The organism is Microbacterium sp. R1 (assembly GCF_015159725.1).
GTDB classification, from domain to species: domain Bacteria; phylum Actinomycetota; class Actinomycetes; order Actinomycetales; family Microbacteriaceae; genus Microbacterium; species Microbacterium oxydans.
In genome coordinates, this window is the sequence record NZ_JADDUD010000001.1 from 1686634 (window position 1) to 1709817 (window position 23184).

General features: G+C 68.7%; 20 protein-coding genes. 16 read left to right on the top strand and 4 right to left on the bottom strand.

Annotated features, from left to right (window positions below):
• Positions 1-9: 9 nt before the first annotated feature.
• A complete protein-coding gene (locus ILP86_RS08315; protein ID WP_058630557.1) occupies positions 10-1161 on the bottom strand; it encodes an ROK family transcriptional regulator in 1152 nt (383 codons plus the stop codon).
• A 201-nt stretch (positions 1162-1362) separates the two neighbouring features.
• On the opposite strand from ILP86_RS08315, the gene ILP86_RS08320 reads away from it, so the two are divergent.
• From ILP86_RS08320 to ILP86_RS08345, 6 genes are all read left to right on the top strand, one after another.
• Complete coding sequence (locus ILP86_RS08320) at positions 1363-2622, top strand: ABC transporter substrate-binding protein (protein ID WP_227750934.1); 1260 nt, start codon at positions 1363-1365, stop codon at positions 2620-2622.
• 51 nt (positions 2623-2673) lie between these two features.
• Complete coding sequence (locus ILP86_RS08325) at positions 2674-3579, top strand: carbohydrate ABC transporter permease (RefSeq protein WP_045265140.1); 906 nt, start codon at positions 2674-2676, stop codon at positions 3577-3579.
• Entirely contained in the window at positions 3569-4492 is a 924-nt protein-coding gene (locus tag ILP86_RS08330; protein ID WP_193761760.1) for a carbohydrate ABC transporter permease, read from the top strand. The genes ILP86_RS08325 and ILP86_RS08330 overlap by 11 nt, the downstream gene beginning before the upstream one ends.
• A 2-nt stretch (positions 4493-4494) precedes the next feature.
• Complete coding sequence (locus ILP86_RS08335; protein WP_082738537.1) at positions 4495-5469, top strand: ROK family protein; 975 nt, start codon at positions 4495-4497, stop codon at positions 5467-5469.
• A gap of 82 nt (positions 5470-5551) precedes the next feature.
• Positions 5552-7096: a M81 family metallopeptidase gene (locus tag ILP86_RS08340; protein ID WP_227751135.1), complete on the top strand. Its 1545-nt coding sequence runs from the start codon at positions 5552-5554 to the stop codon at positions 7094-7096.
• On the top strand, positions 7093-8433 hold the full coding sequence (locus ILP86_RS08345; protein WP_193761762.1) for an alpha-L-fucosidase: 1341 nt from the start codon (positions 7093-7095) through the stop codon (positions 8431-8433). The genes ILP86_RS08340 and ILP86_RS08345 overlap by 4 nt, the downstream gene beginning before the upstream one ends.
• Before the next feature lie 72 nt (positions 8434-8505).
• On the opposite strand, the gene ILP86_RS08350 is transcribed toward ILP86_RS08345, so the two are convergent.
• Entirely contained in the window at positions 8506-11361 is a 2856-nt protein-coding gene (locus ILP86_RS08350) for an FAD-binding and (Fe-S)-binding domain-containing protein (protein WP_227750935.1), read from the bottom strand.
• 52 nt (positions 11362-11413) lie between these two features.
• Here ILP86_RS08350 and ILP86_RS08355 point away from each other — a divergent pair, with 52 nt between their 5' ends.
• Positions 11414-12076 carry a GntR family transcriptional regulator gene (locus tag ILP86_RS08355; protein ID WP_058630561.1) on the top strand — a complete coding sequence of 221 codons (663 nt, stop codon included), beginning with the start codon at positions 11414-11416 and terminating at the stop codon, positions 12074-12076.
• 13 nt (positions 12077-12089) lie between these two features.
• On the opposite strand, the gene ILP86_RS08360 is transcribed toward ILP86_RS08355, so the two are convergent.
• On the bottom strand, positions 12090-13058 hold the full coding sequence (locus tag ILP86_RS08360; protein ID WP_227750936.1) for a hypothetical protein: 969 nt from the start codon (positions 13056-13058) through the stop codon (positions 12090-12092).
• A gap of 85 nt (positions 13059-13143) precedes the next feature.
• On the opposite strand from ILP86_RS08360, the gene ILP86_RS08365 reads away from it, so the two are divergent.
• From ILP86_RS08365 to serA, 3 genes are all read left to right on the top strand, one after another.
• Entirely contained in the window at positions 13144-13662 is a 519-nt protein-coding gene (locus ILP86_RS08365; RefSeq protein ID WP_113681975.1) for a hypothetical protein, read from the top strand.
• Positions 13662-13994: a hypothetical protein gene (locus tag ILP86_RS08370; RefSeq protein ID WP_227750937.1), complete on the top strand. Its 333-nt coding sequence runs from the start codon at positions 13662-13664 to the stop codon at positions 13992-13994. The genes ILP86_RS08365 and ILP86_RS08370 overlap by 1 nt, the downstream gene beginning before the upstream one ends.
• A 123-nt stretch (positions 13995-14117) precedes the next feature.
• Complete coding sequence (gene serA / locus ILP86_RS08375) at positions 14118-15722, top strand: phosphoglycerate dehydrogenase (protein WP_193761764.1); 1605 nt, start codon at positions 14118-14120, stop codon at positions 15720-15722.
• 66 nt (positions 15723-15788) lie between these two features.
• On the opposite strand, the gene ILP86_RS08380 is transcribed toward serA, so the two are convergent.
• Positions 15789-16331, bottom strand: a complete 543-nt coding sequence (locus ILP86_RS08380) for a TetR/AcrR family transcriptional regulator (RefSeq protein ID WP_046748412.1) — start codon at positions 16329-16331, stop codon at positions 15789-15791.
• A 94-nt stretch (positions 16332-16425) separates the two neighbouring features.
• Here ILP86_RS08380 and ILP86_RS08385 point away from each other — a divergent pair, with 94 nt between their 5' ends.
• From ILP86_RS08385 to ILP86_RS08410, 6 genes are all read left to right on the top strand, one after another.
• A complete protein-coding gene (locus tag ILP86_RS08385) occupies positions 16426-17961 on the top strand; it encodes an MFS transporter (RefSeq protein WP_046748413.1) in 1536 nt (511 codons plus the stop codon).
• Between the two features lie 81 nt (positions 17962-18042).
• Positions 18043-19086, top strand: coding sequence for a 3-isopropylmalate dehydrogenase (locus tag ILP86_RS08390; RefSeq protein ID WP_058630565.1), 1044 nt, complete (start codon positions 18043-18045; stop codon positions 19084-19086).
• Between the two features lie 62 nt (positions 19087-19148).
• Complete coding sequence (locus tag ILP86_RS08395; protein WP_061017597.1) at positions 19149-20249, top strand: branched-chain amino acid aminotransferase; 1101 nt, start codon at positions 19149-19151, stop codon at positions 20247-20249.
• Between the two features lie 139 nt (positions 20250-20388).
• Positions 20389-21165, top strand: a complete 777-nt coding sequence (locus tag ILP86_RS08400; protein WP_058630567.1) for a fumarylacetoacetate hydrolase family protein — start codon at positions 20389-20391, stop codon at positions 21163-21165.
• Complete coding sequence (locus ILP86_RS08405; protein WP_058630568.1) at positions 21162-22421, top strand: MFS transporter; 1260 nt, start codon at positions 21162-21164, stop codon at positions 22419-22421. Before ILP86_RS08400 ends, ILP86_RS08405 begins: the two co-directional genes overlap by 4 nt.
• On the top strand, positions 22418-23182 hold the full coding sequence (locus ILP86_RS08410) for a class I SAM-dependent methyltransferase (RefSeq protein ID WP_193761765.1): 765 nt from the start codon (positions 22418-22420) through the stop codon (positions 23180-23182). The genes ILP86_RS08405 and ILP86_RS08410 overlap by 4 nt, the downstream gene beginning before the upstream one ends.
• Positions 23183-23184 lie beyond the last annotated feature (2 nt).

Sequence of the window (23184 nt, forward strand, 5' to 3'; positions counted from 1 at the left end):
GGCGGTGGCTCAGGCGGCCGCCACGGGGATGTCCATGCCCTCGAGCGCGAGTCGGGCCGCGCCGTGCAGGATGGCGTCGGCGCCCGTCGCCGCGGACTCGATGCGCAGTCGCTGGGTGGCGAGCGGGTGGCAGGCCTCGTAGACGCGGCTGCGGACGGCCGCGATGAACGGTTCGGATGCGCTCATGCTGCCGGTGAGGAACACGGCGTGCGGATTGAAGAAGTTCACGACCCCGGAGAGTGCCTGACCCAGGTGGGTGCCGGCGGTTCGGACCAGAGTCGTGGCGAGGGGATCGGCGTCGCGCGCCAGGCTCAGCACGTCGGTCGTCGTGCGCACGGCGTCGTTCCCGCGCTCGCGCATCTGTCGGACCAGACTCGCCCCGCTCGCCACGGTTTCCAGGCATCCGGTGTTTCCGCAGGAGCAGGGGATGTCGCCGCTGCCGTCGATGCGCGTGTGGGTGATGTCGCCCGCGGCCGACGTGGCGCCGCGGTGCACGTGCCCGTCCACGATGATGCCGCTGCCGATGGCGGTTCCCGCCTTCACCGTGATGCTGTGACCGGTGTGGCCGAAACGCTCACGGTGCTCGCCGAGCGCGGCGAGGTTCGCGTCGTTGTCGACGGCGACAGGGACCCCGTAGCGCGCGGAGAGGTGCTCGCCGACGCGGAACCCCGGCCATCCGGGCATCCGCGAGGGTTGGTCGACGGATCCCGTGGAGATGTCGACCGGACCGGGGAGGCTGATCCCGATCGCATGGATCCTCCCCGAGGACAGGAGACGGTCGAACACGACCGCCAGGCGATCCAGGGTGGCCTGCGGTCCCTCGGTGACATCGACGGCGATGGATTCACTGTCCAGGAGGGCACCGCTGAGGGAGTGCCTGCCTATGCGGGCGTGTCCGCCGCCGAGGTCAGCGGACAGGACGAAGCCGTCCGCCGCGATCTGAAGGACACGTGGGCGCCGCCCTCCGCGTGACGTGCCGTCTCCGGCTTCTCTGAGCACGCCGGCATCCAGCAGGGACTGCACGCGGAGACCGACCGTCGATGCGGCCACGCCGAGCGAGGCGGCGAGCTCGGAACGCGATCGCGCCTCACCGCGGGCGACGAGGTCGAGGATGCGTCGCGTGTGCGGATCGTCGACGGCGGTGTCAGCGGAGTTCGTCATGAGAGCACTTTCCTGTCGGAGCATCGTCAGCGTAGCGGGGGTTCGTCGTGTTTCCCGGGAGTTACGAATTATCAAGCTCCGATAAACATCGGATGTTCGGCTTGCGGCCACTTGCGAAGTATGAAACGGTAACTTCATACGAAATCCTACTAGGTTACTTCGACCCGCGAATTAACCGGTTCCCTTTCCAGGAGGCATTCAATGAAGAAGTTGCGTGTAGGGGCTGTGGTCGCCGTCGCCGGCGTCGCGGTCGCGATGACCGGCTGCGCGAGCGGCAGCGGCACGGGTGGTTCGGCAGACGGCGACACCATCGTGGTGGACATGTGGGCCGGGAGCGAGTCGGACGTGGACGCCCTCGAGGCGCAGGTCGCGTTCGCGCAGGAGCAGAACCCCGACATCAAGATCAAGCTGCAGACGTCGCCGTGGAGCGACTTCTTCACGAAGCTGACCACCAACATGGCCAGCGGCAACATGGCGTGCGTCACGGGCATGAGCGGCGCGCAGCTGGGAGGCTACACCGGCGGCTTCCGCGAGCTGAGCGATGCCGACCTGAAGACGGCGGGAATCGACTGGGCCGACTTCAATCCGAGCGCCGACGGGATCCTCAGCTTCGAGGGCAAGACCTACGGCGTGCCGTTCGACGTCGCCACCATGCTCGTCTACTACAACCAGGACATGCTGACCGCCGCCGGCGCCGCAACCCCTGAGATCGGGTGGACGTTCGACGACTTCGACAAGATCGCCGCCGACGCCACCAAGGACGGTAAGTACGGCTTCGGCATGGGTATGGGCGGCTACCAGTGGATGTCGATGCCGATCGCCTACTCCGCCACGCAGCCGGCCTCCGAGGACGGCACGTTGCACATCGATGAGAACGCCTTCGTCGACGCGTCGACCTGGTACGCCGAGCTCGTGACCGAGAAGAAGGTCGCCGCACCCGTGGCCTCCGCTTCCGACACGGGGTGGGGAGAGAACCAGTACACCGGCGCCAACGCGGCCATGGCCGTCGACGGCACCTGGAACGCGGTGAGCTACCTCGACAACGAGTCGGGCTTCGCCGCCGGCATGGTCCCGCTGCCCGCCGGAGTCGACGGCAACCCCGGTCCGATCCTCGGCTCGGGCTACGGCATCTCGGCCAACTGCAAGAATCCCGAGGCCGCGCTCAAGGTCATGGGCTCGCTGCTCGGCGAGGACGCGCAGGACTACATCGCGTCGTCCGGCCGCTCCTACCCGGCACGCACGTCGTCGCAGCCGCTGTACTTCGAGTCGATCGACGAGAAGTACCGCGACCAGGTGAAGTCCGTCTTCGAGGCTGCGTTCGGTGACACCGTCCCCCTCTACATGACGAAGAACTGGCAGAAGCTCGACAGCTACATCCAGCCCAACCTCGTCAGCGTCTACAACGGCCAGATGACGATGGAAGAGCTGCTGTCGAACGCGCAGGCGCAGTTCGGCGAGTGATCGGGCCTCGGCCACCACAGCAGCAATGCAGTAACAGAGGAAGAAACTGAGATGACGATCACGACGAGACGTCGACGATCGCTCGCCAAGGTGGAGGCCGGTCAGGCGCTGGGATTCGCAAGCCCAGCCCTGATCGGGCTCGCCCTGTTCACGATCGTGCCCGTCGGGCTGTCGATCGTGATGAGCGTCTTCGACTGGCCGACCTTCGGCGAGCGGACCTTCAACGGCGTGGACAACTACGTCAAGCTGTTCACCAGCAGCCCCGACTTCTGGCCGGCGCTGCGCAACTCGGCGGTGTACACCCTGCTGTACGTGCCGTTGAGCGTCGCTCTCTCGCTCGTGCTCGCTCTCGGTCTGAACTCCCGGATCCGCGGTCGCGGCGCACTGAGGGTGCTGTTCTTCATCCCCGTCGTCACGCCGATGGTCGCCAACGTGCTGGTCTGGAAGATGATGCTCCAGCCGCAGGGACTCTTCAACGGCCTCTCGCAGACCTGGTTCGGCATCGAGCTGCCCAACTTCCTCGCCGATCCGTCGTGGGCCATGATCATGGTCGTCGTCATGAGCGTCTGGCAGGGACTCGGCTACAACATGCTGATCTTCTCGGCCGCCCTCGAGCAGCTCCCCGAGAGCGTGCTGGAGGCGGCGAGCATCGACGGCGCACAGGGGATCCGGCGGGTGTGGAGCATCATCGTCCCGATGATCTCGCCATCGATCTTCTTCGCCACCATCATGACGATGATCACGTCGCTGCAGGTGTTCGTGCAGCCGCAGATGCTCACCGGCGGCGGTCCGGGCAATGCCACGAAGCCGCTCGTCATGTACATCTGGGAGCAGGGATTCACCTTCGGCGATCTCGGCCTCGCCGCTGCAGCCGCGTGGATCCTGTTCGCGATCATCATCGCGATCACCGGGCTCCAGTTCGCCGCACAGAAGAAGTGGGTGCACTATGAGCACTGAGACCCTCGTCCGGCCCGCCGGACGCACCGGCCGCGCCGGCCGCGCCGACCGCGAACGCGAGCGCGCACGCGGTGCGGCGACGACCCCCGGCGCCCGCGCCCGTCTGATCCTCGCGCACGTCGCGATCTACGTGGCTGCGCTGATCTTCATCTCGCCGTTGATCTACGCGTTCTTCTCGGCTCTCAAGCCGAACGCGGAGATGTTCTCGATGCCGCCGACCCTGGTGGGCTCCGAACTGCGGTGGAGCAACTTCGTCGACGTGTTCGCCTACGGGCCGTTCCTGACGTACATCATGAACTCCTTCATCGTCGCGATCGGCGGAACGCTCGTCGTGCTGATCGTCTCGACCACAGCCGGATACGCCTTCGGGCGCCTGCGGTGGAAGGGCCGGGACGCGGTGTTCGTGCTGTTCCTGGCCACCCTGATGGTTCCCGCCGAGGTGCTCGTCATCCCCATGTTCCAGGTCATGCAGTGGTTCAACTGGGTCGACACATACCAGGCGCTCATCCTTCCCTTCGCGTTCGGCGCCTTCGGCACGTTCCTGATGCGGCAGTTCTTCCGCGGCATCCCCTACGAGCTGGAGGAGGCGGCCCGTGTCGACGGCGCAGGCCCCGTGCGATCGTTCCTGCAGATCATCCTTCCGCTGTCGAAGTCGGCGGTGGCGGTGCTCGCGGTGTTCACGTTCCTCTCGTTCTGGAACAGCTACCTGTGGCCGCTGATCGTGACGGTCGACTACAACGCGCACGGCACGCTTCCGGTCGGCCTCGCGAGCTTCGCCGGTCTCACCGGCACGCGGTGGGACCTGCAGATGGCAGCCGCGATCATCTCGATGGTGCCGACCACGATCCTCGTGATCGTGCTGCAGAAGCACCTCGTCAAGGGGATCGCGATGGCCGGGCTGGGTGGTCGCTGAGCATGATCGGTCAGGAACAGGGGACCAGCACGCTCATCGGTGGCGCAGCCGGACCCGGTGCGGCTCTCGTCGGGATCGACATCGGCGGCACCAAGATCGCCGCCCTTCTGGTGGACGGTGACGGTGCCGTGCTCGGCCGGGGCAGCGTCGGCGCACCGGCCGCGCTCGGCGGTGCAGCGATGGCGGATGCGGCAGCGACCCTCGCCATGTCGCTGGCAGCGGAGGCGGGAGTATCGCTGGCCGCAGCCGGAGTGGGGGCGGCCGGAGTCATCGACCACGAGACGGGGACGATCCGTGCGGCGTCGGCGACCTTCGTCGGCTGGACGGGGTTCGCCCTCGGGCATGAACTGGCGTCACGCCTCGGCGTCCCCGTGCGGGTAGAGAACGACGTGAACGCCTTCCTGCTCGGTGAGGCCGCGGCGGAAGGGCGCACGGATCGGGACGTGCTCGGCGTCATGCTCGGCACGGGGGTGGGCGGCGCCGTCCTCATCGACGGCGAACTTCACCACGGACCGCACGGTGCCGCCGGTGAGATCGGACACACACCCGGGTACAGCGACCTCGTCTGCACCTGCGGCCAGATCGGGCATCTCGAGACGCTGGCCTCCGGCACTTCCATCGCGCTGCGCTACCAGGAGAGCACGGGCGCCCCGGTGCGCGACGCTCGCGAGGTCGCCGACCGTGCGCGCCGCGGCGACACGGAGGCGATTGCGGCGTTCGACGCTGCGGGTCGGGCGCTCGCCCTCGCTTGCGCGACCGCGGCCACGATCCTCGACCTGCCCTGCGCGATCGTCGGGGGCGGGGTCACGGCCGCATGGGACCTCCTCGAGCCGGCCATCGCGCGTACGCTCGCCACCGACTCGCCGGTGTCGGGTATCCCGCTGCGCATCATTCCGGCCGTCCTCGGTTCCGACGCGGTCGCTCTCGGCGCGATCGAGACGGCCCGCCGTGCGCTCGTGCCGGCAGGCGCACGCTGAGAGACGACCGACCCCACGCACGACCCTCGCACCACAAGGAGCACCTCACGTGACCGCACGTCCTGAAGCCCACGAGATCTGGATGGGCCCGCTTCCCACCGTCGCCGACGGCGGTCTCGCCCTGCCACGCATCGGCATCGCCGGGATCTCCATCGAGTCGAGCACCTTCTCGCCTCACATCTCCGGTGACGAGGCGTTCACGGTTCGTACCGGCCCGACGTTGCGGGGGTACTACCCGTTCCTGGACGATGGACGCGAACTCGCCTCCGCCGCGGACTGGGTGCCGCTGACCCACGGACGCTCTCTTCCTGGCGGAGCCGTCGCGCCGGAGACCTATCGCCGGATGAAGGATGCGATCGTCGCCGGCATCCGGGAGCACGGTCCCTTCGACGGGTTCTTCTTCGACATCCACGGCGCCATGAGCGTGGTCGGCATGGACGACGCCGAGGGCGATCTCGCGCTCGCGGTGCGCGCCGCCCTCGGTCCCCACACGCTGGTCTCGACCTCGATGGATCTGCACGGCAACGTCTCGGAGGTGCTGCGTGACGCGGTAGACCTGCTGACGTGTTACCGCATGGCTCCGCACGAGGATTGGATGAACACCAAGGAGCGTGCGGTGTGGAACCTGCTCGCCCGGCTGAGGGGACCGCACGGCTCCGACCCACTGCGGCGGCGCCCCTTCTCCGCCTGGGTACCCGTGCCCGTGCTGCTGCCGGGGGAGAAGACCAGCACGCGGCTGGAGCCGGCGCGCAGCATCTACGCCCAGCTGCCCGAGATCGAAGCCCTCCCCGGGGTGGTCGACGCCTCCGTCTGGATCGGCTACGCCTGGGCGGACGAGCCGCGGTGCCAGGCCTACGTGGTCGTCACCGGGGACGACGAGCAGGTGATCGCACGGGAAGCCGAGCGTGTCGCGCGGATGTTCTGGGACGCGCGCGAGGACTTCGTCTTCGTGGCCGAGACCGGCTCGCTCGACGACGCCCTCGACAAGGCCCTCGCTCCGGGAGCACCGCGGCCCTACCTGATCTCGGACTCGGGGGACAACCCGACGGCCGGTGGCGCCGGCGACGTGACCTGGACGCTCGCGCACCTGCTGGAACGCGCCGAGCTCACCGATTCCAGCCGCACCACACTCGTGGCCTCGATCTTCGACCGCGAAGCCGTCGCACGGGCTGTCGCGGCCGGCGTCGGAGCCACGGTGTCGCTCGATGCCGGAGCCCGGGTGGATTCCGGTCCACACGGACCTGTCACGATCACCGGGACCGTGTTCTCCATCAGCGATGGCGACCCGGATGCGGGTACGCAGGTCGTCATCGCCGTGGGTGGTCTGCACGCGATCATCACCGAGCGCCGCAAGCCTTTCCACCACCTCTCTGACTTCCGGATGCTGGGCCTCGAGCCCACCACCGCGGACATCGTCGTCGTGAAGATCGGCTATCTCGAACCCGAGCTCTACGAACTCGCCGCGGGGTGGACTCTCGCGCTGACCCCTGGTGGCGTCGACCAGGACCTGCTGCGGCTGGGCCACCACCGTCTGCAGCCGGGTGTCTACCCGTTCGACGCCGACGGCGATCCGGACCTGACCGCCACCGTCGACCGCCGCGGAACCGCAGAGGAGCAGAACGCATGATGAACTTCGAGAAGCGGACAGGCCCCGACTTCGGCGTTGACGCCCCGGTGTACCCGACTCAGGGTGTGCCCGACTGGTATCGGGACGCGAAGCTCGGGTTCTTCGTCCACTGGGGGCTGTACTCGGTGCCGGCGTGGGCGGTGCAGCACGGCGACGGCGTGAACATCCCGACCGAGGATGCGTACGCCTGGCATCAGTACGCCGAGTGGTACGGCAACACGGTGCGGATCGCGGGCAGCCCCACCTGGGAGCGCCACCAGCAGTTGTTCGGCCCCGGCACCTCGTACGAGGACCTGGCCGATCGGTGGGACGCCTCGGCGTTCGACGCGGATGCCTTCGTGGGCGAGTTGGTCGGTGCCGGGGCCAAGTACATCGTCCCCACGACCAAGCACCACGAGGGTTTCTGCCTCTGGGACACGGCGACCACCGGTTTCAACGCGGTCGCTCGTGGTCCGCGCCGCGACCTGATCTCCGAGTTCCACGACGCCACCCGTCGCGCGGGGGCGAAGTTCGGGGTGTACTACTCCGGTGCGCTCGACTGGCACGTGAGCGACTTCCCGCCGATCGAGTCCGACACCGATCTGTTCCGCTTCCGTCGCAACGATGCGCACTTCGCCCGCTACTCGGCTGCCCAGCTCGAAGAGCTCGTGTCCCGCTTCTCGCCGGACGTGCTGTGGAACGACATCGAGTGGCCCGACGGTGGCAAGGGGCACGACGAGTATGCGGTCGCCGCCCTCCTGCAGCGGTACTTCGACGCGGTGCCCGACGGTGTCGTCAACGACCGTTGGGGCGTCCCGTACCACGGCTTCCTCACACGCGAATACACGGACATCCCCGAGATCATCCCGGATCCGTGGGAGTCGACGCGTGGACTCGGCTACTCCTTCGGCTTCAATCAGGCAGAGGACGAACGCCACTCGCTGTCCGGCGCGGCGCTGATCCGTCTGCTCGTCGACGTCGTGGCGAAGAACGGCAACCTGCTGATCAACGTCGGCCCCGCAGCGGACGGCTCCATCCCCGAGCTCCAGCGTCGCGCGATGCGCGAGCTGGGTGCATGGCTGCAGACGAACGGCGACGCGGTCTACGGCACGCGCCCGTGGATCCGGATGGGGGAGCGCAGCGGTGCCCCGCGTCGCTACACCACCACCGGGTCGACCGTGCATGTGCATGCTCTCGACCCGAGCATCGGGACGCTCGACCTTCCGGACGAGCTTGTGCAGTCCAACCTGCGGTGGACCGACGGCAGTGCGGTCGAGAAGGCCGACGGTGATCGTGCGGTCGTGGTGATCCCCGCGCGTCTGCGTGGAGAGGCCGTCGCGGTGCTGTCCGCAGGCTGAGACGGACGGTTCGCGACGAGACGAGGGCCCCTCCGATGGTGTCGGAAGGGCCCTCGGTGTCTTCGCGCGGAGTCAGCCCCGCGTGAGCTCCTCGAGCACCTCGATCACGTGACGGTACGGCCGGCCGGTGGCGCGGGACATTCCGATCTCGCAGGTGCGGTTCGCCGAGACGAAGGCGTCGAAGCCGCCCTGGGCGCGCTCGGCCGCTGCGATCTCCGCAGACTCCTGTGCCGTCGCGCTGGCGGTGAGCTCCGGATGCAGCATGCCGCGGTCGCCCGCGAATGCGCAGCAGCCCCACCCCTCGGGAACGAACACGTCATCCGCGACGGCGGCGGCGATCGCGGTCAACGCTCCCGTCGCTCCGAGCGCCGTCGTGGAGCATGTCGGATGCACGGCGACGGTGGGCAGCTTCGCGGGCACGGTCAGCTTCGGCAGTACTTCGCGTGCCACGAAGGTGGTCGCATCCTCGATCCGCAGCCCGGCGTATCGAGGGCTCTTCGCGACGGCCTGTGCGAGCATGACGTCCAGGCCCTCGGTGCAGGAGGCCGCGTCGCACACCACGGGAAGCTCGCCCGCGCGACTGGCCTCCCACAGCGAATCGAGCACCCGGTCCGACATCAGGGCATAGCCGTCGAGATGACCCTTCGACTTCCAGGGTGTCCCGCAGCAGAGGCCGCCGTTCTCCTCCGGGATCACGACGGGGATACCCGCGCGGTCCAGGAGCGCTCGCAGCGCATTCCGTGACCCCTCGCCGTCGCCCTCCGCGCCGAACATGGTGCCGATGCACGCGCCGAAGAAGACGGCCTGCGCATCGGTCGGCGCCTCCGGACGCGGTGGCTTCGAGCCGCCGTGGGGGAGTCCTCCGTCGTACAGCGGTACGGTGTCGGCCCCCAGCACCGCGCGGCCGAGGTGCGTGACCCCGCGCACCAGAGGGGCGGGGAGGGCGTCCGCGACGGTGAGCGCGACGCCGCCGGCGCGGGTGACCGTACCCCAGTGCTTGGCCGCCGTGCCCCACACGGCCCCCTCGATCGCGTTCGACTGCTCCGCGCGAAGTCGACGCACCAGGTCGCCCGTGTTGATGTCGACCGGGCAGGCCACACCGCACATGCCGTCGACCGCGCAGGTCTGCACGCCGTCGTAGTCGTAGTCCTTCTGCAGATCGCGCAGCAGCTCGGTGTCGCCTTGTTCCTCGGCCCACACCATATCGCGACGGATCACGATGCGCTGTCGAGGCGTGAGCGTGATGCTCTTGCTGGGACAGGTCGGCTCGCAGTACCCGCACTCGACGCAGCGGTCGACTTCCTTCTCCACCGTCGGCACCCGTTTGAGGTCGTGCAGGTAGGAGTCGGGGTCGTCGGAGAGCACAACGCCCGGGTTCAGGATGCCGTGCGGATCGAGGAGGTTCTTGATCTCCCACATCATGTCGGTGAGCTGGTCGCCGTACTGTCGGCGGACGAACGGCGCCATGATCCGACCGGTGCCGTGCTCCGCCTTCAGCGACCCCTGCTGCGAGAGCACGAGCTCGACGAGGTCGTCGGTGAAGCGCCGATAGCGCGCGACGCTTTCCGCATCGTCGAACCGCTCGTTGAGGAGGAAGTGGATGTTGCCGTCCTTGGCGTGTCCGAAGATGACCGAGCCCTCGTAGCCGTGCTCGGAGAAGAGCTCGATGAGGCGCTCGCAGGTGTGGAGGAGACGCGGCACCGGGACCACGATGTCCTCCAGCAGGGCGGTCGTTCCGGACGGTCGGGCGCCCGCGACCGCCGTGTAGAGCCCCTTGCGCACGTGCCACAGCGCGGCGCGTTCGGCCGCATCCGTGGTGAGGCGCGGGGCGACGGCGAGCGGGAGGGCTTCGAAGTGCGTCTGGGCGGCGGAGCTCGACGCGGCGAGGGTGTCTGCGTCCGGAGCATGGACTTCGACCAGCAGAGCGGCGTGTCCCTGCACCTCGATCTCGGCGATGGCGTCCGGCACGTCGCTCAACCCCTGCGCGACTCGCAGCGAGGCGGCGTCCATCAGCTCGATCGTGGCGAGACCGAGTCGCGTGAGATCAGGCAGAGCCGTCATCGCGGCGGACAGCGTGTCGAAGACCAGGAGGCCGGTCGCGATCGAGGGGAGCACCTCGATCGTGCGGAAGCGGGCTTCCGCCACGAAGGCGAGCGTGCCCTCGGATCCGATGACGAGATGCTCCAGGATGCGCACCGGATCATCGAAGTCGAGCAGTGCATTGAGCCCGTAGCCCATCGTGTTCTTCATCGAGAACTGCTGACGGAGGAAGGCGACGTGCTCGGGGGATGCCAGCAGACGCTCCCGCAGGGAGAGCAGGCCCTCGGCGATGGCGGGTTCCGCCGCGCGGAGCATCTCGTTCGCATCCGGGTGGCCGGTGTCGAGGATCGTGCCGCTGGGAAGCACGATCGTCATCGACTCGATCGCCCGGTACGAGTTCTCGGTGATACCGCACGCCATGCCGCTGGAGTTGTTGGCGACGACGCCGCCGATCGTGCACGCGATCTCACTCGCCGGATCGGGGCCGAGCTTGCGGCGGTACCTCGCGAGCCTGGTGTTCACTTGGCGCACCGTCGCACCCGGACCCACCCGGACCGCAGCGCCGTCGTCCTCGACACGGATGTCGCGGAAGCCGCTGCGCGTGTCCACCAGGATGTCTCCGCTGACGCCCTGACCGGACAGGCTGGTGCCTCCGGAGCGGAACGTCATCGTGCGACCGGCAGCTCTGACCGCTCCGAAGGCACGAGCGACACCCTCCGCGTCAGCGGGGGAGAGGACGGCATCGGGGATCAGCAGGTAGTGGGACGCGTCGTGCGCGCGGGCGAAACGGTCGATCGAGCGTGCGTGCACCTGCGTCGTCGGCCCCAGCAGGGCAGGATCCAGCGGCTCGGCGAGGGTGGTCTTCACGGTGCTCCTCTGCTCCGTCATGAGATTGTCAGACAAGTGTACCGACTGCGCGGCTCTTCGATAGGCTGACCGGATGAGCACCACCTCGGAAGCGCCGCTCGGAGTCGTCGGCGTCGTCGATGCCGTGACAGCGCAGCTGCGCGGTCGCATCCTGAGCGGTGCGATCCGCTCCGGCTCCCCGATCACCGAGGCCGCGGTGTCGCAGAGCTTCGGAGTCGCACGTCCGAGCGCGAAGGCGGCGATCGAGCAGCTCGTCGCCAGCGGCCTGCTCGTGCGCACCGCGCACCGGAGCGCGCGCGTCGTCGACATCGACTCCGTGACCGTGCGCGACGTGTATCGCACCAGAACCCGCCTGGAGAGTGCGGCGCTTCGCGAACTCGCCGCGTCGAAGAACGTTCCTGCCGCGGCCCTCGCGGCGAACGCGGAGATCATGGCGATGCCCGGGGGCCCCGACCCTGCGACCGTCGCTCCCGACCTGCGCTTCCACACGGCCCTCATCGACGCGCTCGACAGCGAGCGTACGGGCCGCATGTACCGCAGCGTCCTCGACGAGGTGCGGCTGTGCATGGCGCAGGTGCAGGGCCGCCGTCTTCTCGATGCCGCGGACATCGCCGCGCAGCACGCCGACATCCTCGATGCCGTGGCGTCAGGGGACGGGGAGCGGGCGGCCGCCCTCCTCGAAGCCCATCTGTCGTCAGCGGAGGATCGGCTCGTGGAAGCGCTCGACGCGGACTAGCGTCGATCGGGCGTCACGGCGCCGATGCCTCCTCGACCACGATGGGTGCCTCTGCGGGGTCGGCCCACACCGGTGCGGGGAGGACCATGTCGACCTGGCCCGCCTGGATCGCGCGCAGAGCCTCGGTGATCTCCTCATCGTTCTCCGGCACCGGGAGACCGCAGGCTCGCAGCTCGGAGCCGAACTGCAGGGTGAGGCGGATCTTCCCGGCCTCGACGGCCTGTGCGGTCGTACCGGTGCGGATCTCGCTCCCCGTCTGGATCGCGGGCACCTCGTCGCAGACGTGGTAGACCTTGCCACCGTCGACCCAGACGACCTCGTCCTTTCCGAGGAGCTGGATCACGGCCGACTGGTCGGCCGTGTACTGCTCGACGGACGGCGGGTTGAAGTCGGCGCCGATGAACACCGCGAGGGCGGCGAGCACGACGCCGACGATCCCGGCTGTGGCCTTCTGGCCCTTGTCCATGTCCTTGTTGAGGAAGATCAGGATGACGAGCGGGAGGAAGGCGACCACGGCGATGATGGCCCCGAGCTGGTTCTGCACGAAAAACCGTGTCTTGTCCGCTCTGCGGGCCGGGTCGAGGCGGTTGGCCTTCTTCCAGAGCACGGAACCGGTGATGGACAGAGCAGCGATGACCACGAGCAGCACGAGGAGTGTGATGAACGCCCACTGCGGGAAGGTCGCCGTGACGCCTTGCTCCTCCAGCAGTCCGGTGTCGGGGTCGCGCACCAGGGTGCCGTCCTCGCCGACGAAGACCCGCTGACGCAGGAGCCAGAAGATGCCGACGCCTTCGCCGATGATCGCGACCGCCCAGAGGATGCCGGCGATCCAACGGAACCGCGTGGCCTTCGCCTTGGCTTCCGGAGTCGGGACCCAGCCGGCGGGCGGCTCGGGAGTCGAGGTGGTGGATCGAGAGGTGGCGGGTGCAGAGCCTGCGGGTGTCGATCCGCTGCTGGCTTCCGTCTTGTCGTTGTCGGCCACGATGCTCCCCCATAACGTCCGATGCCCGCCGTTCCGGCTCGAGGCAACCCCGATCCTAGTGGACCGCGTGTCCTACGCTGGGGACATGACTTCCGATTCCGACGACGCCCTCAGCTGGGACGGCGACGAGGCCTCGAACCCCAAGGAGCGCGCCCTACCGCGCGGCTGGAAGGCCGTCGGACGGGGGAGCGACGAGGTGGGGACGATCGAGGAAGGCGGCACCGCCGAACAGGCGCCAGCGGTCGAGCAGGTGCCGGCAGAGGAACAGGCGGCTGTCGAGGAGCAGGCGGCTGTCGAGGAGCAGGCGGGCCTGAGCACGCCGATGCTGCTGCTCGTCGGCATCGTCGGGGGCATCTATCTCCTCTACACGATCGGCTGGATCGTCGGCGGACTGCGGCTGCAGCCCCTCGCGTCGTTCCTGGTCTCCGATGTGATGTTCCTCCCGTGGTTCTTCCTCGCGATCGCCGCCCCGGCCCTCTGGTTCCTCGCGAGCTGGGTGCTCACGCGGGGGAAGGCAGGCTGGATCCGCGTCGCCGTGCTGCTCGCCGGCGTCGTCCTGCTCGTTCCCTGGCCGTTCGTCACCGTGGGGGTGATCGGATCATGATGGCTTCCGCGGTCGGAACATCGACGTCGGCGGGTTCTCCCCGCTGGCTCATCGGGCTCGTCACCGGACTGGCCGGACTCTTCTACGCCTACGCTGTGTGGAACGCCGTGGCGCACCTGATCGCGATGGCTCAGACGGGGCTGACCGGGGGAGGTTGGGCGACCCTGCTGTTCGGAGTCGTCTTCCCCGCGATCGTGTTCGCCTTCGCGTATGCCATCGGACGGCGTCGCACGGTGGGCGAGCTGGCCCTCGTCTTCCTCGCCGGACTCGGTGTCGTCGCCGTGTTCTGGATGAGTCTGATCGCGCTGAGCCTCACGATGCCGAGCGCCTGAGCCGCCCGTCGAGACGCGTCACACGGCACGGAGCGCTGTCGGCGCTCCGGTAGAGTTGTGGCGATCGCGCCCCCATGGTGTGCGGCGCATCGGCCCCTGCCGCGCTGCCCCGAAGGATCCACTGTGCCGAAGCCTGTCGTGCTCATCGCCGAAGTACTCTCTCCCGCCACGATCGACGCTCTCGGTCCCGACTTCGACGTCCGCGACGTCGACGGCACCGACCGCGAGGCGCTGTTCGCCGCACTCGCCGACGCCGACGCCGTGCTGGTCCGCTCGGCCACGCGCATCGACGAGGAGGCGCTGAGCCACGCGCCGAAGCTCAAGGTTGTCGCCCGCGCCGGCGTGGGCCTCGACAACGTCGACATCAAGGCGGCCACGGCTGCCGGGGTCATGGTCGTCAACGCCCCGACCTCGAACATCGTCTCGGCCGCCGAGCTCACGGTCGGCCACATCCTGAGCCTCGCCCGCCGCATCCCTGCCGCGCATGCCTCTCTCTCCGCCGGAGCGTGGAAGCGCAGCTCCTTCACCGGAGCCGAGCTCTTCGAGAAGACCGTCGGCATCGTCGGCCTCGGTCGCATCGGTGCTCTCGTCGCCGCGCGCCTCGCGGCCTTCGACATGCATGTCGTCGCCTATGACCCCTACGTCACCTCTGCACGCGCCCAGCAGCTCGGCGTGCAGCTGCTCTCCCTCGACGAACTCGTCGCCGAGTCGGACTTCCTGACCATCCACATGCCCAAGACCCCGGAGACGACGGGCATGATCGGCGCCGAGCAGTTCGCGGCGATGAAGCCGACCGCGTTCGTGGTGAACGTGGCCCGTGGCGGCCTCATCGACGAGGAGGCCCTGCACGCGGCGCTCGTCGCCGGGGAGATCGCGGGAGCCGGTCTCGACGTCTTCACCTCGGAGCCGCCCGCTGAGGGCGGCACGGCTCGTCCGCTGCTCGACCTCCCGAACGTGGTCGTCACGCCCCACCTCGGCGCGAGCACCGAGGAGGCGCAGGAGAAGGCAGGCGTCTCGGTCGCTCGTTCTGTGCGCCTCGCCCTCGGCGGTGACCTCGTCCCGGACGCCGTGAACGTGGCCGGCGGCGTCATCGACCCCTACGTGCGTCCCGGCATCTCGCTCGTCGAGAAGCTCGGCCAGATCTTCGCCGCGCTCGCGACGTCGCCTCTCACCAGCCTCGACGTCGAGGTGCACGGCGAGCTGAACGACTACGACGTGAGCGTGCTCAAGCTCGCCGCGCTCAAGGGCGTGTTCACCAACATCGTCAGTGAGACGGTGTCCTACGTCAACGCTCCGCTCCTCGCCGACCAGCGCGGGATCGCGGTGCGGCTGCTCAAGGACGATGTGAGCGACGAGTACCGCAACGTCATCACTCTCAGCGGTGCGTTGTCCGACGGCACTCAGCTCTCGGTGTCCGGCACGCTCACCGGTCCGAAGCAGACGGAGAAGCTCGTCGGCATCAACGACCACCGGCTCGAGCTGCCGATCGAGAAGCACCACGTCGTGATGCTCTACACCGACCGCCCCGGCATCGTCGCCGTGTACGGCCAGAAGTTCGGCGAGGCCGGCATCAACATCGCCGGAATGCAGATCGCCCGTCAGGCGGCAGGCGCCCAGGCGCTCAGTGTGCTGACGCTCGACTCGCCCGTCTCGGACGAGCTGCTCGATGACGTGCGCGGTGCCATCGACGCCGACCTGTTCCGTCAGATCGAGATCACCGAGATCTGATCGGCAGACGCAGCAGAGAGGGCGGGAGCGTGAAGCTTCCGCCCTCTCTCGTGTCTGCGGTGATCCTCAGGCGGTCGCCTTCAGAACCAGGGTGATCAGCTCCGCGAGTTCATCGCTGCGGGGCACGAGTCGCTCGGGGCCGTGCACGTCGAGCGAGTTGTTGAAGTAGAGACCGTCGCTCACCAGCATCACCAGATCGAGGCTCGCGTTGTCGCGCACGTGCGGGCGGATCGTCTCCGCCCAGCGGCGCCTCGTGTCGCGGAGCATGTCCGCTGCGGGGATCGACCCGCCCTGGGCGAGGCGCGTCGTCGCGATCAGCACGCGATCGAGTGCGTCGTCCTCCATCACGGAGGTGCGCACGTAGTAGGCGACGGGACCTTCCTCCGCGGCGGCCATCCGTTCGAGGTCCATGGTCGTGAGGCGATCGAGCCGTTCCACGAGGCCGGCCTCGAGCTCGTCCTTGGAGCCGAAGTGATAGAGCAGGCCGCCCTTCGACACACCGGCCGCTTTCGCCGTGGCGTCGAGCGTCGCGGCTCGTTCGCCGTCTTCGATGAGGATCGCTTCGAAGGCGTCGAGCACCTTCTCGCGGGCGAGCGGAGGTCGGGGCATCGTGGATCCTCTGCGGTTTCGGGGGCGGGACTTCTGTTACTATACCATCTGGACGGTTCACTAACCGTGCGATCAAGATCCTGAGAGGTGTTCCATGACCCGTACTGCGTCGATCCCGACGACAGAGACGGATGCTCCCCGCGTCGGAGCCCGCGGCTGGGCGGCGCTCGTCGTCCTCATGCTGCCGGTGCTGCTGGTGTCGGTGGACAACACGGTGCTGAGCTTCGCGCTCCCCGAGATCTCCATCGCGCTCGCGCCCACAGGGGCCGAGCAGCTGTGGATCATCGACGTGTACCCCCTGGTGCTCGCGGGCCTGCTCGTCACCATGGGTACCTTGGGCGACCGATTCGGGCGTCGGAAGATGCTGCTGATCGGAGCCACCGGTTTCGCGGCGGTCTCCGCCCTCGCAGCCTTCGCGCCCACGGCCGGCCTGCTGATCGCCGCTCGTGCTCTGCTCGGCTTCTTCGGGGCGATGCTCATGCCGTCGACCCTGTCCCTGCTGCGCTCGATCTTCCAGAACCGCGACCAGCGCCGCATGGCGATCGCGGTGTGGGCCTCGGCCTTCTCCGCAGGATCGGCGCTGGGACCGATCGTCGGCGGTTTCCTCCTCGAGCACTTCTCCTGGGGGTCCGTCTTCCTCATCGCGGTGCCGGTGCTGATCCCTCTGCTCGTCGCTGCGCCGTTGCTGGTGCCGGAGAGCCGCGACCCCCACCCCGGTCGCATCGACTTGATCAGCATCGTCCTGTCGATGGCCACGATGATCCCGGTGGTCTACGCGATCAAGTCGCTGGCCGTGGATGGTCCGAGTCTGAAGGCCGGTGCGTGGGCACTTCTCGGCCTCGCGATGGGTTTCCTGTTCGTGCGGCGCCAGCTGCGTGCCAAGACGCCGATGCTCGACATGGCGCTGTTCAAGCGGGGGTCGTTCTCCGGGGCGATCCTGGTCAACCTGCTCAGTGTCGTGGCTCTGGTCGGCTTCCTCTACTTCGTGTCGCAGCATCTGCAGCTCGTCCTCGGGCTGTCGCCGATGACGGCAGGTCTCGCGCTGGTGCCGGGAATGGTGGCGATGATCGTGGCCGGGCTGTCGGTCGTGCCGATCTCGCGCCGGATCCCGCCGCACATCGTGATCCCCGCCGGGCTCGCGTTCTCCGTCGCCGGCTACCTGATCGTCGCTCTCACGACGCACGAGCACGGCGTCCTGCCGCTGGTGATCGCGTTCGTGGTGCTGGGCATCGGGATCGGCGCGGCCGAGACGATCTCCAACGAGCTCATCCTGTCGAGCGCTCCTGCGGCCAAGGCAGGAGCGGCCAGCGCGGTGTCCGAGACGGCGTACGAGCTCGGAGCGGTGCTCGGAACGGCTGTGCTCGGCGGCATCATCACGGCCTTCTACCGCGGAGCGCTCGTTCTTCCTGCGGGTCTTCCCGCCGACGTGGCGCATGCAGCGGAGGAGACTCTGGCTGGCGCCTACACCGCTGCGCAGGCTCTGCCGACGCAGCTCGGCGATGCGCTGTGGCAGGCCGCGTCGGACGCGTTCGGCTCCGGCGTCACCGTCACCTCGCTCATCGGTGCCGGCCTCGTGGTCGCGGCCGGAGTGATCGCGGCCGTCACACTGCGCAAGGCACCCACGCACTGACCAGTACGCTGGGGGGATCGGCTCTCCTGCTCTCGGGCGGGAACGAGTCGGTCCACCCCCGTGCAGTGCGCAAGGAGTCTCATGTCGCGTGTCGTGAAGCTGGCCGTCATCCCGGGTGACGGCATCGGTCCCGAGGTCATCGCCGAGGCGGAGAAGGTGCTCGACGCCGTCACCGCCGACAGCGACGTGACGTTCGACAAGACCCGCTTCTCGCTCGGTGCCGGCCGGTACCTCGAGACCGGCGACACGCTCACGGATGACGACCTCGCCGCGATCTCCGCACACGACGCGATCCTTCTGGGTGCCGTCGGCGGCACGCCGGGCGACCCGCGGCTGAAGGACGCGAACATCGAGCGCGGACTGCTGCTCAAGCTGCGGTTCACTCTCGACCACTACGTGAACCTGCGCCCCTCGAAGCTCTTCGCCGGCGCATCCGGTCCGCTGTCGAACCCGGGGGAGATCGACTTCGTCGTCGTCCGCGAGGGCACGGAGGGTCCCTACGTCGGCAACGGCGGGGCGATCCGGAAGGGGACGCCGCAGGAGGTGGCGAACGAGACCTCCGTGAACACGGCCTTCGGTGTCGAGCGGGTCGTGCGCTACGCGTTCGCCCTCGCGGAGCGTCGTCGCAAGAAGCTGACCCTCGTGCACAAGACCAACGTGCTCGTGCATGCGGGCGCCATCTGGCAGCGCATCGTGAACGAGGTCGCCTCCGAACACCCCGACGTCGCCGTCGACTATCTGCACGTCGACGCCGCCACCATCTTCCTGGTCACCGATCCCTCGCGCTTCGACGTGATCGTGACCGACAATCTCTTCGGTGACATCCTCACCGACCTCGCCGGCGCCGTCACGGGCGGCATCGGCCTCGCCGCATCGGGGAACATCAACCCCGATGGCGCCTTCCCGTCGATGTTCGAGCCCGTGCACGGCTCGGCTCCGGACATCGCGGGTCAGCAGAAGGCCGACCCGACCGCCGCGATCCTCTCCATCGCGCTGCTGCTCGACCACCTCGGCCTCACGGTCGAGTCGGCGCGGGTGAGCGCCGCGGTCGAGGCGGACATCGCCGCCCGGAGCGGTGCCCGCACCACCGCGGAGATCGGCTCCGCGATCGCTGCCCGTCTCTGAACAGCGGGCGTAGGCTGACAGGGCGCGAGGATGCGCCCGCCCCACGAGGATTGGATGATGACATGACGACGATCGACGCCGAGACGAGCGTGGCTCCTCTGGAGTTCGCCGTGACGAAGAACCTGAACGCGGCCTCGCCGGCACGCGTCGCCGAAGTGCTGGAGAACCCCGGGTTCGGGGTCGTCTTCACCGACCACATGGTCGACATCTGCTGGTCCGCCAAGGGTGGATGGCACCGTCCGCGCGTGCAGCCCTACGGTCCGATCCCGCTCGACCCCGCCGCCTCCGTGCTGCACTACGCACAGGAGATCTTCGAGGGCATCAAGGCCTACCGGCACGCCGACGGCACGATCCACACCTTCCGTCCCGACCGGAACGCCGCGCGTCTGCAGGCCAGCGCCCGCCGCCTCGCGCTGCCGGAGCTGCCGACCGAGTACTTCATCCAGTCGCTGCGGGAGCTCATCGCCGTCGACGGTCGGTGGGTGCCCTCCGGTGCCGACCAGAGCCTGTACCTGCGACCGTTCATGTTCGCCAAGGAGGCCTTCCTCGGAGTGCGGGCGGCGCAGAAGGTCGCCTACTACGTGATCGCGAGCCCCGCCGGTGCCTACTTCACCGGGGGCGTGAAGCCTGTGCGCATCTGGCTCTCCGAGGACTACGCCCGCGCGGGTCGCGGTGGCACCGGCAAAGCGAAGACAGGCGGCAACTACGCCTCCAGCCTCCTTCCCCAGGCCGAGGCCAGTGCGAAGGGCTGCGACCAGGTCGTGTTCCTCAACGAGAACCGCGACGTGGAGGAGCTCGGCGGCATGAACGTCGTGTTCGTCTTCAAGGACGGCCGGGTCGTCACGCCGGAGTCGGACAGCATCCTCGAGGGCATCACCCGCGACTCGCTGCTGCAGCTGGCCGAGGACCGCGGCTACACGGTCGAGAAGCGTCCGATCTCGATCGACGAGTGGCGCGAGGGCGTGGCCTCCGGCGACATCGTCGAGGTGTTCGCCTGTGGCACGGCCGCGGTCGTGACCCCGATCGGCGCGCTCGTGGGCGAAGACTTCGACGAGCCCCAGCCGCTGGGCGAGCTGGCGCTGTCCCTCCGCGAAGAACTCACCGACATCCAGTACGGGCGCCGCGAGGACAAGCACGGCTGGCTCCTCCGCCTCGACGCCTGAGGTTCCTGCTGCCGAGACCCACGTCCCCCGCCGACACCCATGCTGTCGTCCGCCCGGGGCCGTGGGTCTCGTCGCGAGCAGGGGGTCTCGGAGGTTGCTGGGGCTCCAGGCCTGGCGAGGCGCTCGATAGGCTGATCCCATGAAGATCGCCCGGTTCAGCCACGACGAAGCCATCATGTACGGGATCATCGACGAGCGTGAGCTCGTGGTGCTCGCCGGAGACCCGATGTTCACGGGGTACGAGACCACCGGTGCCCGCGTGCCGCTCGCGGATGCCGCTCTGCTCGCTCCGGTGATCCCGCGGTCCAAGGTCGTCTGCGTCGGCAAGAACTACCACGATCACGCGGCGGAGATGGGGGGAGAGGCCCCAGAGGAGCCGCTGCTGTTCCTCAAGCCGAACACCTCGGTGATCGGGCCCGGAGACACGATCGTGCGTCCGGCGATCTCCGAGCGCACCGAGTACGAGGGTGAGCTCGTGGTGGTGATCGGCAAGATCGCGAAGAACGTGAAGGCAGAGAACGCACTCGACTACGTGCTCGGATACACGATCGGCAACGACGTCACCGCGCGTGACCTCCAGCGCAAGGACGGTCAGTGGTCGCGGGCCAAAGGCTTCGACACCTTCTGCCCGCTCGGTCCCGTGATCGAGACGGACTTCGATCCGGCGCAGGCCACGATCGAGACACGGGTGAACGGCGAGGTGCGGCAGCAGGCGCCACTCACCGACATGATCCACTCGGTGCCGGCGATCATCGAGTACGCGTCGGCGGTGTTCACGCTGCTTCCGGGCGACGTCATCATGACGGGGACTCCGGCGGGCGTGGGCACGTTCGTGGCGGGAGACGTCGTCGAGGTCGAGATCTCCGGACTCGGCATCCTTCGCAACACCGTGCGCGACGCCGTTCCCGCGTCATGACCGATGTCGCCCTGACGGCGACGCAGCAGCAGGCGGTTCAGCGACGTACCGTCCTGGTCCTGTCGCTGGGGCAGGTGCTCGGCGGGATCGCCTTCGGTGCCACCGTCTCCCTCGGCGCCCTCCTCGCGGCGGACATCTCGGGCAACGATGCCCTCTCCGGTCTCGCGACAGCTTCCGTCACACTGGGAGCGGCCGCGTGCGCCATCCCGCTCGCACGTCTCGCCGCCCGTGTCGGGCGTCGTCGTGCGCTCACTCTCGGCAACCTGTTCGCCCTGGTGGGCATCGCGGTGGTCATCCTCGCCGCGTCTCTGCGGATCTTCCCGATGCTGCTCGTCGGCATCCTGATGATCGGGGCCGGCAACGCGGGAAACCTGCAGTCGCGGTTCGCGGCGACCGATCTCGCCGCGCCGCAGCACCGCGGACGAGACCTGTCCATCGTCGTCTGGTCGACCACGATCGGCGGGGTCGCCGGTCCGCTGCTTCTCGGGCCGGGGGAGATCGTCGGCCAGGCGGTGGGGATGCCGCCGCAGACGGGTTCGTACCTCTTCTCCTTCGTCGCGCAGTGCGCTGCGCTCGTGCTGTACGTCGTCGCTCTGCGTCCGGATCCGCTGCTCGCGGCGCAGCGTCTCGCGAAGGCCTCGGCTTCGACGGACGGGGCGGTGGCCGTGGATCGGCCGCGCGTCGCCCGGTACGCGATCTTCGCGATCGCCGGATCCCACGTGGTCATGGCCTCGGTCATGGCCATGACTCCGGTGCATCTCTCGCACATGGCGCACGGCGCCGGGGGCATGGCAGCGACCCCCGCCGATGTGTCAGCGCTCGTGGGGATCACGATCGCGTTGCACGTGGGCGGCATGTACGCCCTCTCGCCCGTCTTCGGCGTGCTGGCCGACCGCTGGGGCAGGCTCCAGGTGGTGCTGCTCGGACAGGTGCTGCTCGCCGGTGCTCTGGCGTTCGCGGTGTTCACGGGGACGGAGGCCTGGGGTGTGATGGTCGCGCTCATCCTGCTCGGACTGGGATGGAGCGCGGCGACGGTGGCCGGTGCCGCCCTTCTCACGGAGTCGTCCGCACCCGAGCTCCGCACACGGAGGCAAGGGCGCAGCGATTCCCTGATGAGCTTGTCCGCGGCGGCGGGATCGGTGCTGGCGGGCGTGGTGCTGGCGAACTTCCAGTACGCGGGACTCGGCGTGGCGGCCTTCGTCCTGGTCATCGCGATCGTGGCGCTGTCCCCGCTCGCCCGCTCCGGCTCCCGATGAAGGACTGGGCCGGCGTCGGCGCGGCGTATTCCGCATCGTACGCCGCGCTCTGCGCAGGGACCTTCCCGGCGATGCAGCTCGCCCTCGGCGCACCGCGAGGGCGCAGTCTGCTCGACGTCGGCGCGGGTGACGGCAGGCTCGCTGCAGCCTGGGCCGACGCGGGATGGCGCGTGCAGGCGTGCGAGCCGGAGGCGTCCATGCGCGCGGTGTCGCGCCGCGACCGTCCGCAGATCGTCACGATCGATGCGGGGCTGCCGGATCTGCCGTTCGCCGACGGCGCGGTCGATGTGGTCGTCGCGAACTTCGTCTTGAACCATGTCGGCTCCCCACGCAGGTCGGCGGCCGAGCTGCGGCGCGTGAGTCGTGGCCCCGTGGTCGGGACGATCTGGACGCTGTCGCCCTCATGGTTCTGGGCGGAGGTCGCTGAACGCGCGGGAGTGGCGCCGTTCGCCGGTGCGAAGCTCCCTGCCGACGAGGAATTCGAGCGGAGCGCCGCCGGCTTCGCGCAGATGCTGCGGGACGCGGGCCTGGAGCGCGTGACCGCCGCCGAGCACGGCTGGACCTGGCACGCGGACCCGAATGCACTCTGGCGTTCGGTCGAAGGGGGCGTGGCCGGTGCCGGTGCTCTCTACGCCCGGCTCGGACACGATGATCGTCGGCGATTCCGTGCAGCGTTCGAGCTCGTCGTGGACGAGCGCAGCGTCGAAGGCCACCTGCCCCTGGAGCATCGTGCGGCGGTCGCCGTGAGCATGTCGCCCTGAGC

Coding starts and splice junctions, on each gene's coding strand:
- ILP86_RS08315 (WP_058630557.1), bottom strand. CDS start 1,161: ATGACGAACTCCGCTGACACCGCCGTCGACGATCCGCACACGCGACGC.
- ILP86_RS08320 (WP_227750934.1), top strand. CDS start 1,363: ATGAAGAAGTTGCGTGTAGGGGCTGTGGTCGCCGTCGCCGGCGTCGCG.
- ILP86_RS08325 (WP_045265140.1), top strand. CDS start 2,674: ATGACGATCACGACGAGACGTCGACGATCGCTCGCCAAGGTGGAGGCC.
- ILP86_RS08330 (WP_193761760.1), top strand. CDS start 3,569: ATGAGCACTGAGACCCTCGTCCGGCCCGCCGGACGCACCGGCCGCGCC.
- ILP86_RS08335 (WP_082738537.1), top strand. CDS start 4,495: ATGATCGGTCAGGAACAGGGGACCAGCACGCTCATCGGTGGCGCAGCC.
- ILP86_RS08340 (WP_227751135.1), top strand. CDS start 5,552: ATGGGCCCGCTTCCCACCGTCGCCGACGGCGGTCTCGCCCTGCCACGC.
- ILP86_RS08345 (WP_193761762.1), top strand. CDS start 7,093: ATGATGAACTTCGAGAAGCGGACAGGCCCCGACTTCGGCGTTGACGCC.
- ILP86_RS08350 (WP_227750935.1), bottom strand. CDS start 11,361: ATGACGGAGCAGAGGAGCACCGTGAAGACCACCCTCGCCGAGCCGCTG.
- ILP86_RS08355 (WP_058630561.1), top strand. CDS start 11,414: ATGAGCACCACCTCGGAAGCGCCGCTCGGAGTCGTCGGCGTCGTCGAT.
- ILP86_RS08365 (WP_113681975.1), top strand. CDS start 13,144: ATGACTTCCGATTCCGACGACGCCCTCAGCTGGGACGGCGACGAGGCC.
- ILP86_RS08370 (WP_227750937.1), top strand. CDS start 13,662: ATGGCTTCCGCGGTCGGAACATCGACGTCGGCGGGTTCTCCCCGCTGG.
- ILP86_RS08380 (WP_046748412.1), bottom strand. CDS start 16,331: ATGCCCCGACCTCCGCTCGCCCGCGAGAAGGTGCTCGACGCCTTCGAA.
- ILP86_RS08385 (WP_046748413.1), top strand. CDS start 16,426: ATGACCCGTACTGCGTCGATCCCGACGACAGAGACGGATGCTCCCCGC.
- ILP86_RS08390 (WP_058630565.1), top strand. CDS start 18,043: ATGTCGCGTGTCGTGAAGCTGGCCGTCATCCCGGGTGACGGCATCGGT.
- ILP86_RS08395 (WP_061017597.1), top strand. CDS start 19,149: ATGACGACGATCGACGCCGAGACGAGCGTGGCTCCTCTGGAGTTCGCC.
- ILP86_RS08400 (WP_058630567.1), top strand. CDS start 20,389: ATGAAGATCGCCCGGTTCAGCCACGACGAAGCCATCATGTACGGGATC.
- ILP86_RS08405 (WP_058630568.1), top strand. CDS start 21,162: ATGACCGATGTCGCCCTGACGGCGACGCAGCAGCAGGCGGTTCAGCGA.
- ILP86_RS08410 (WP_193761765.1), top strand. CDS start 22,418: ATGAAGGACTGGGCCGGCGTCGGCGCGGCGTATTCCGCATCGTACGCC.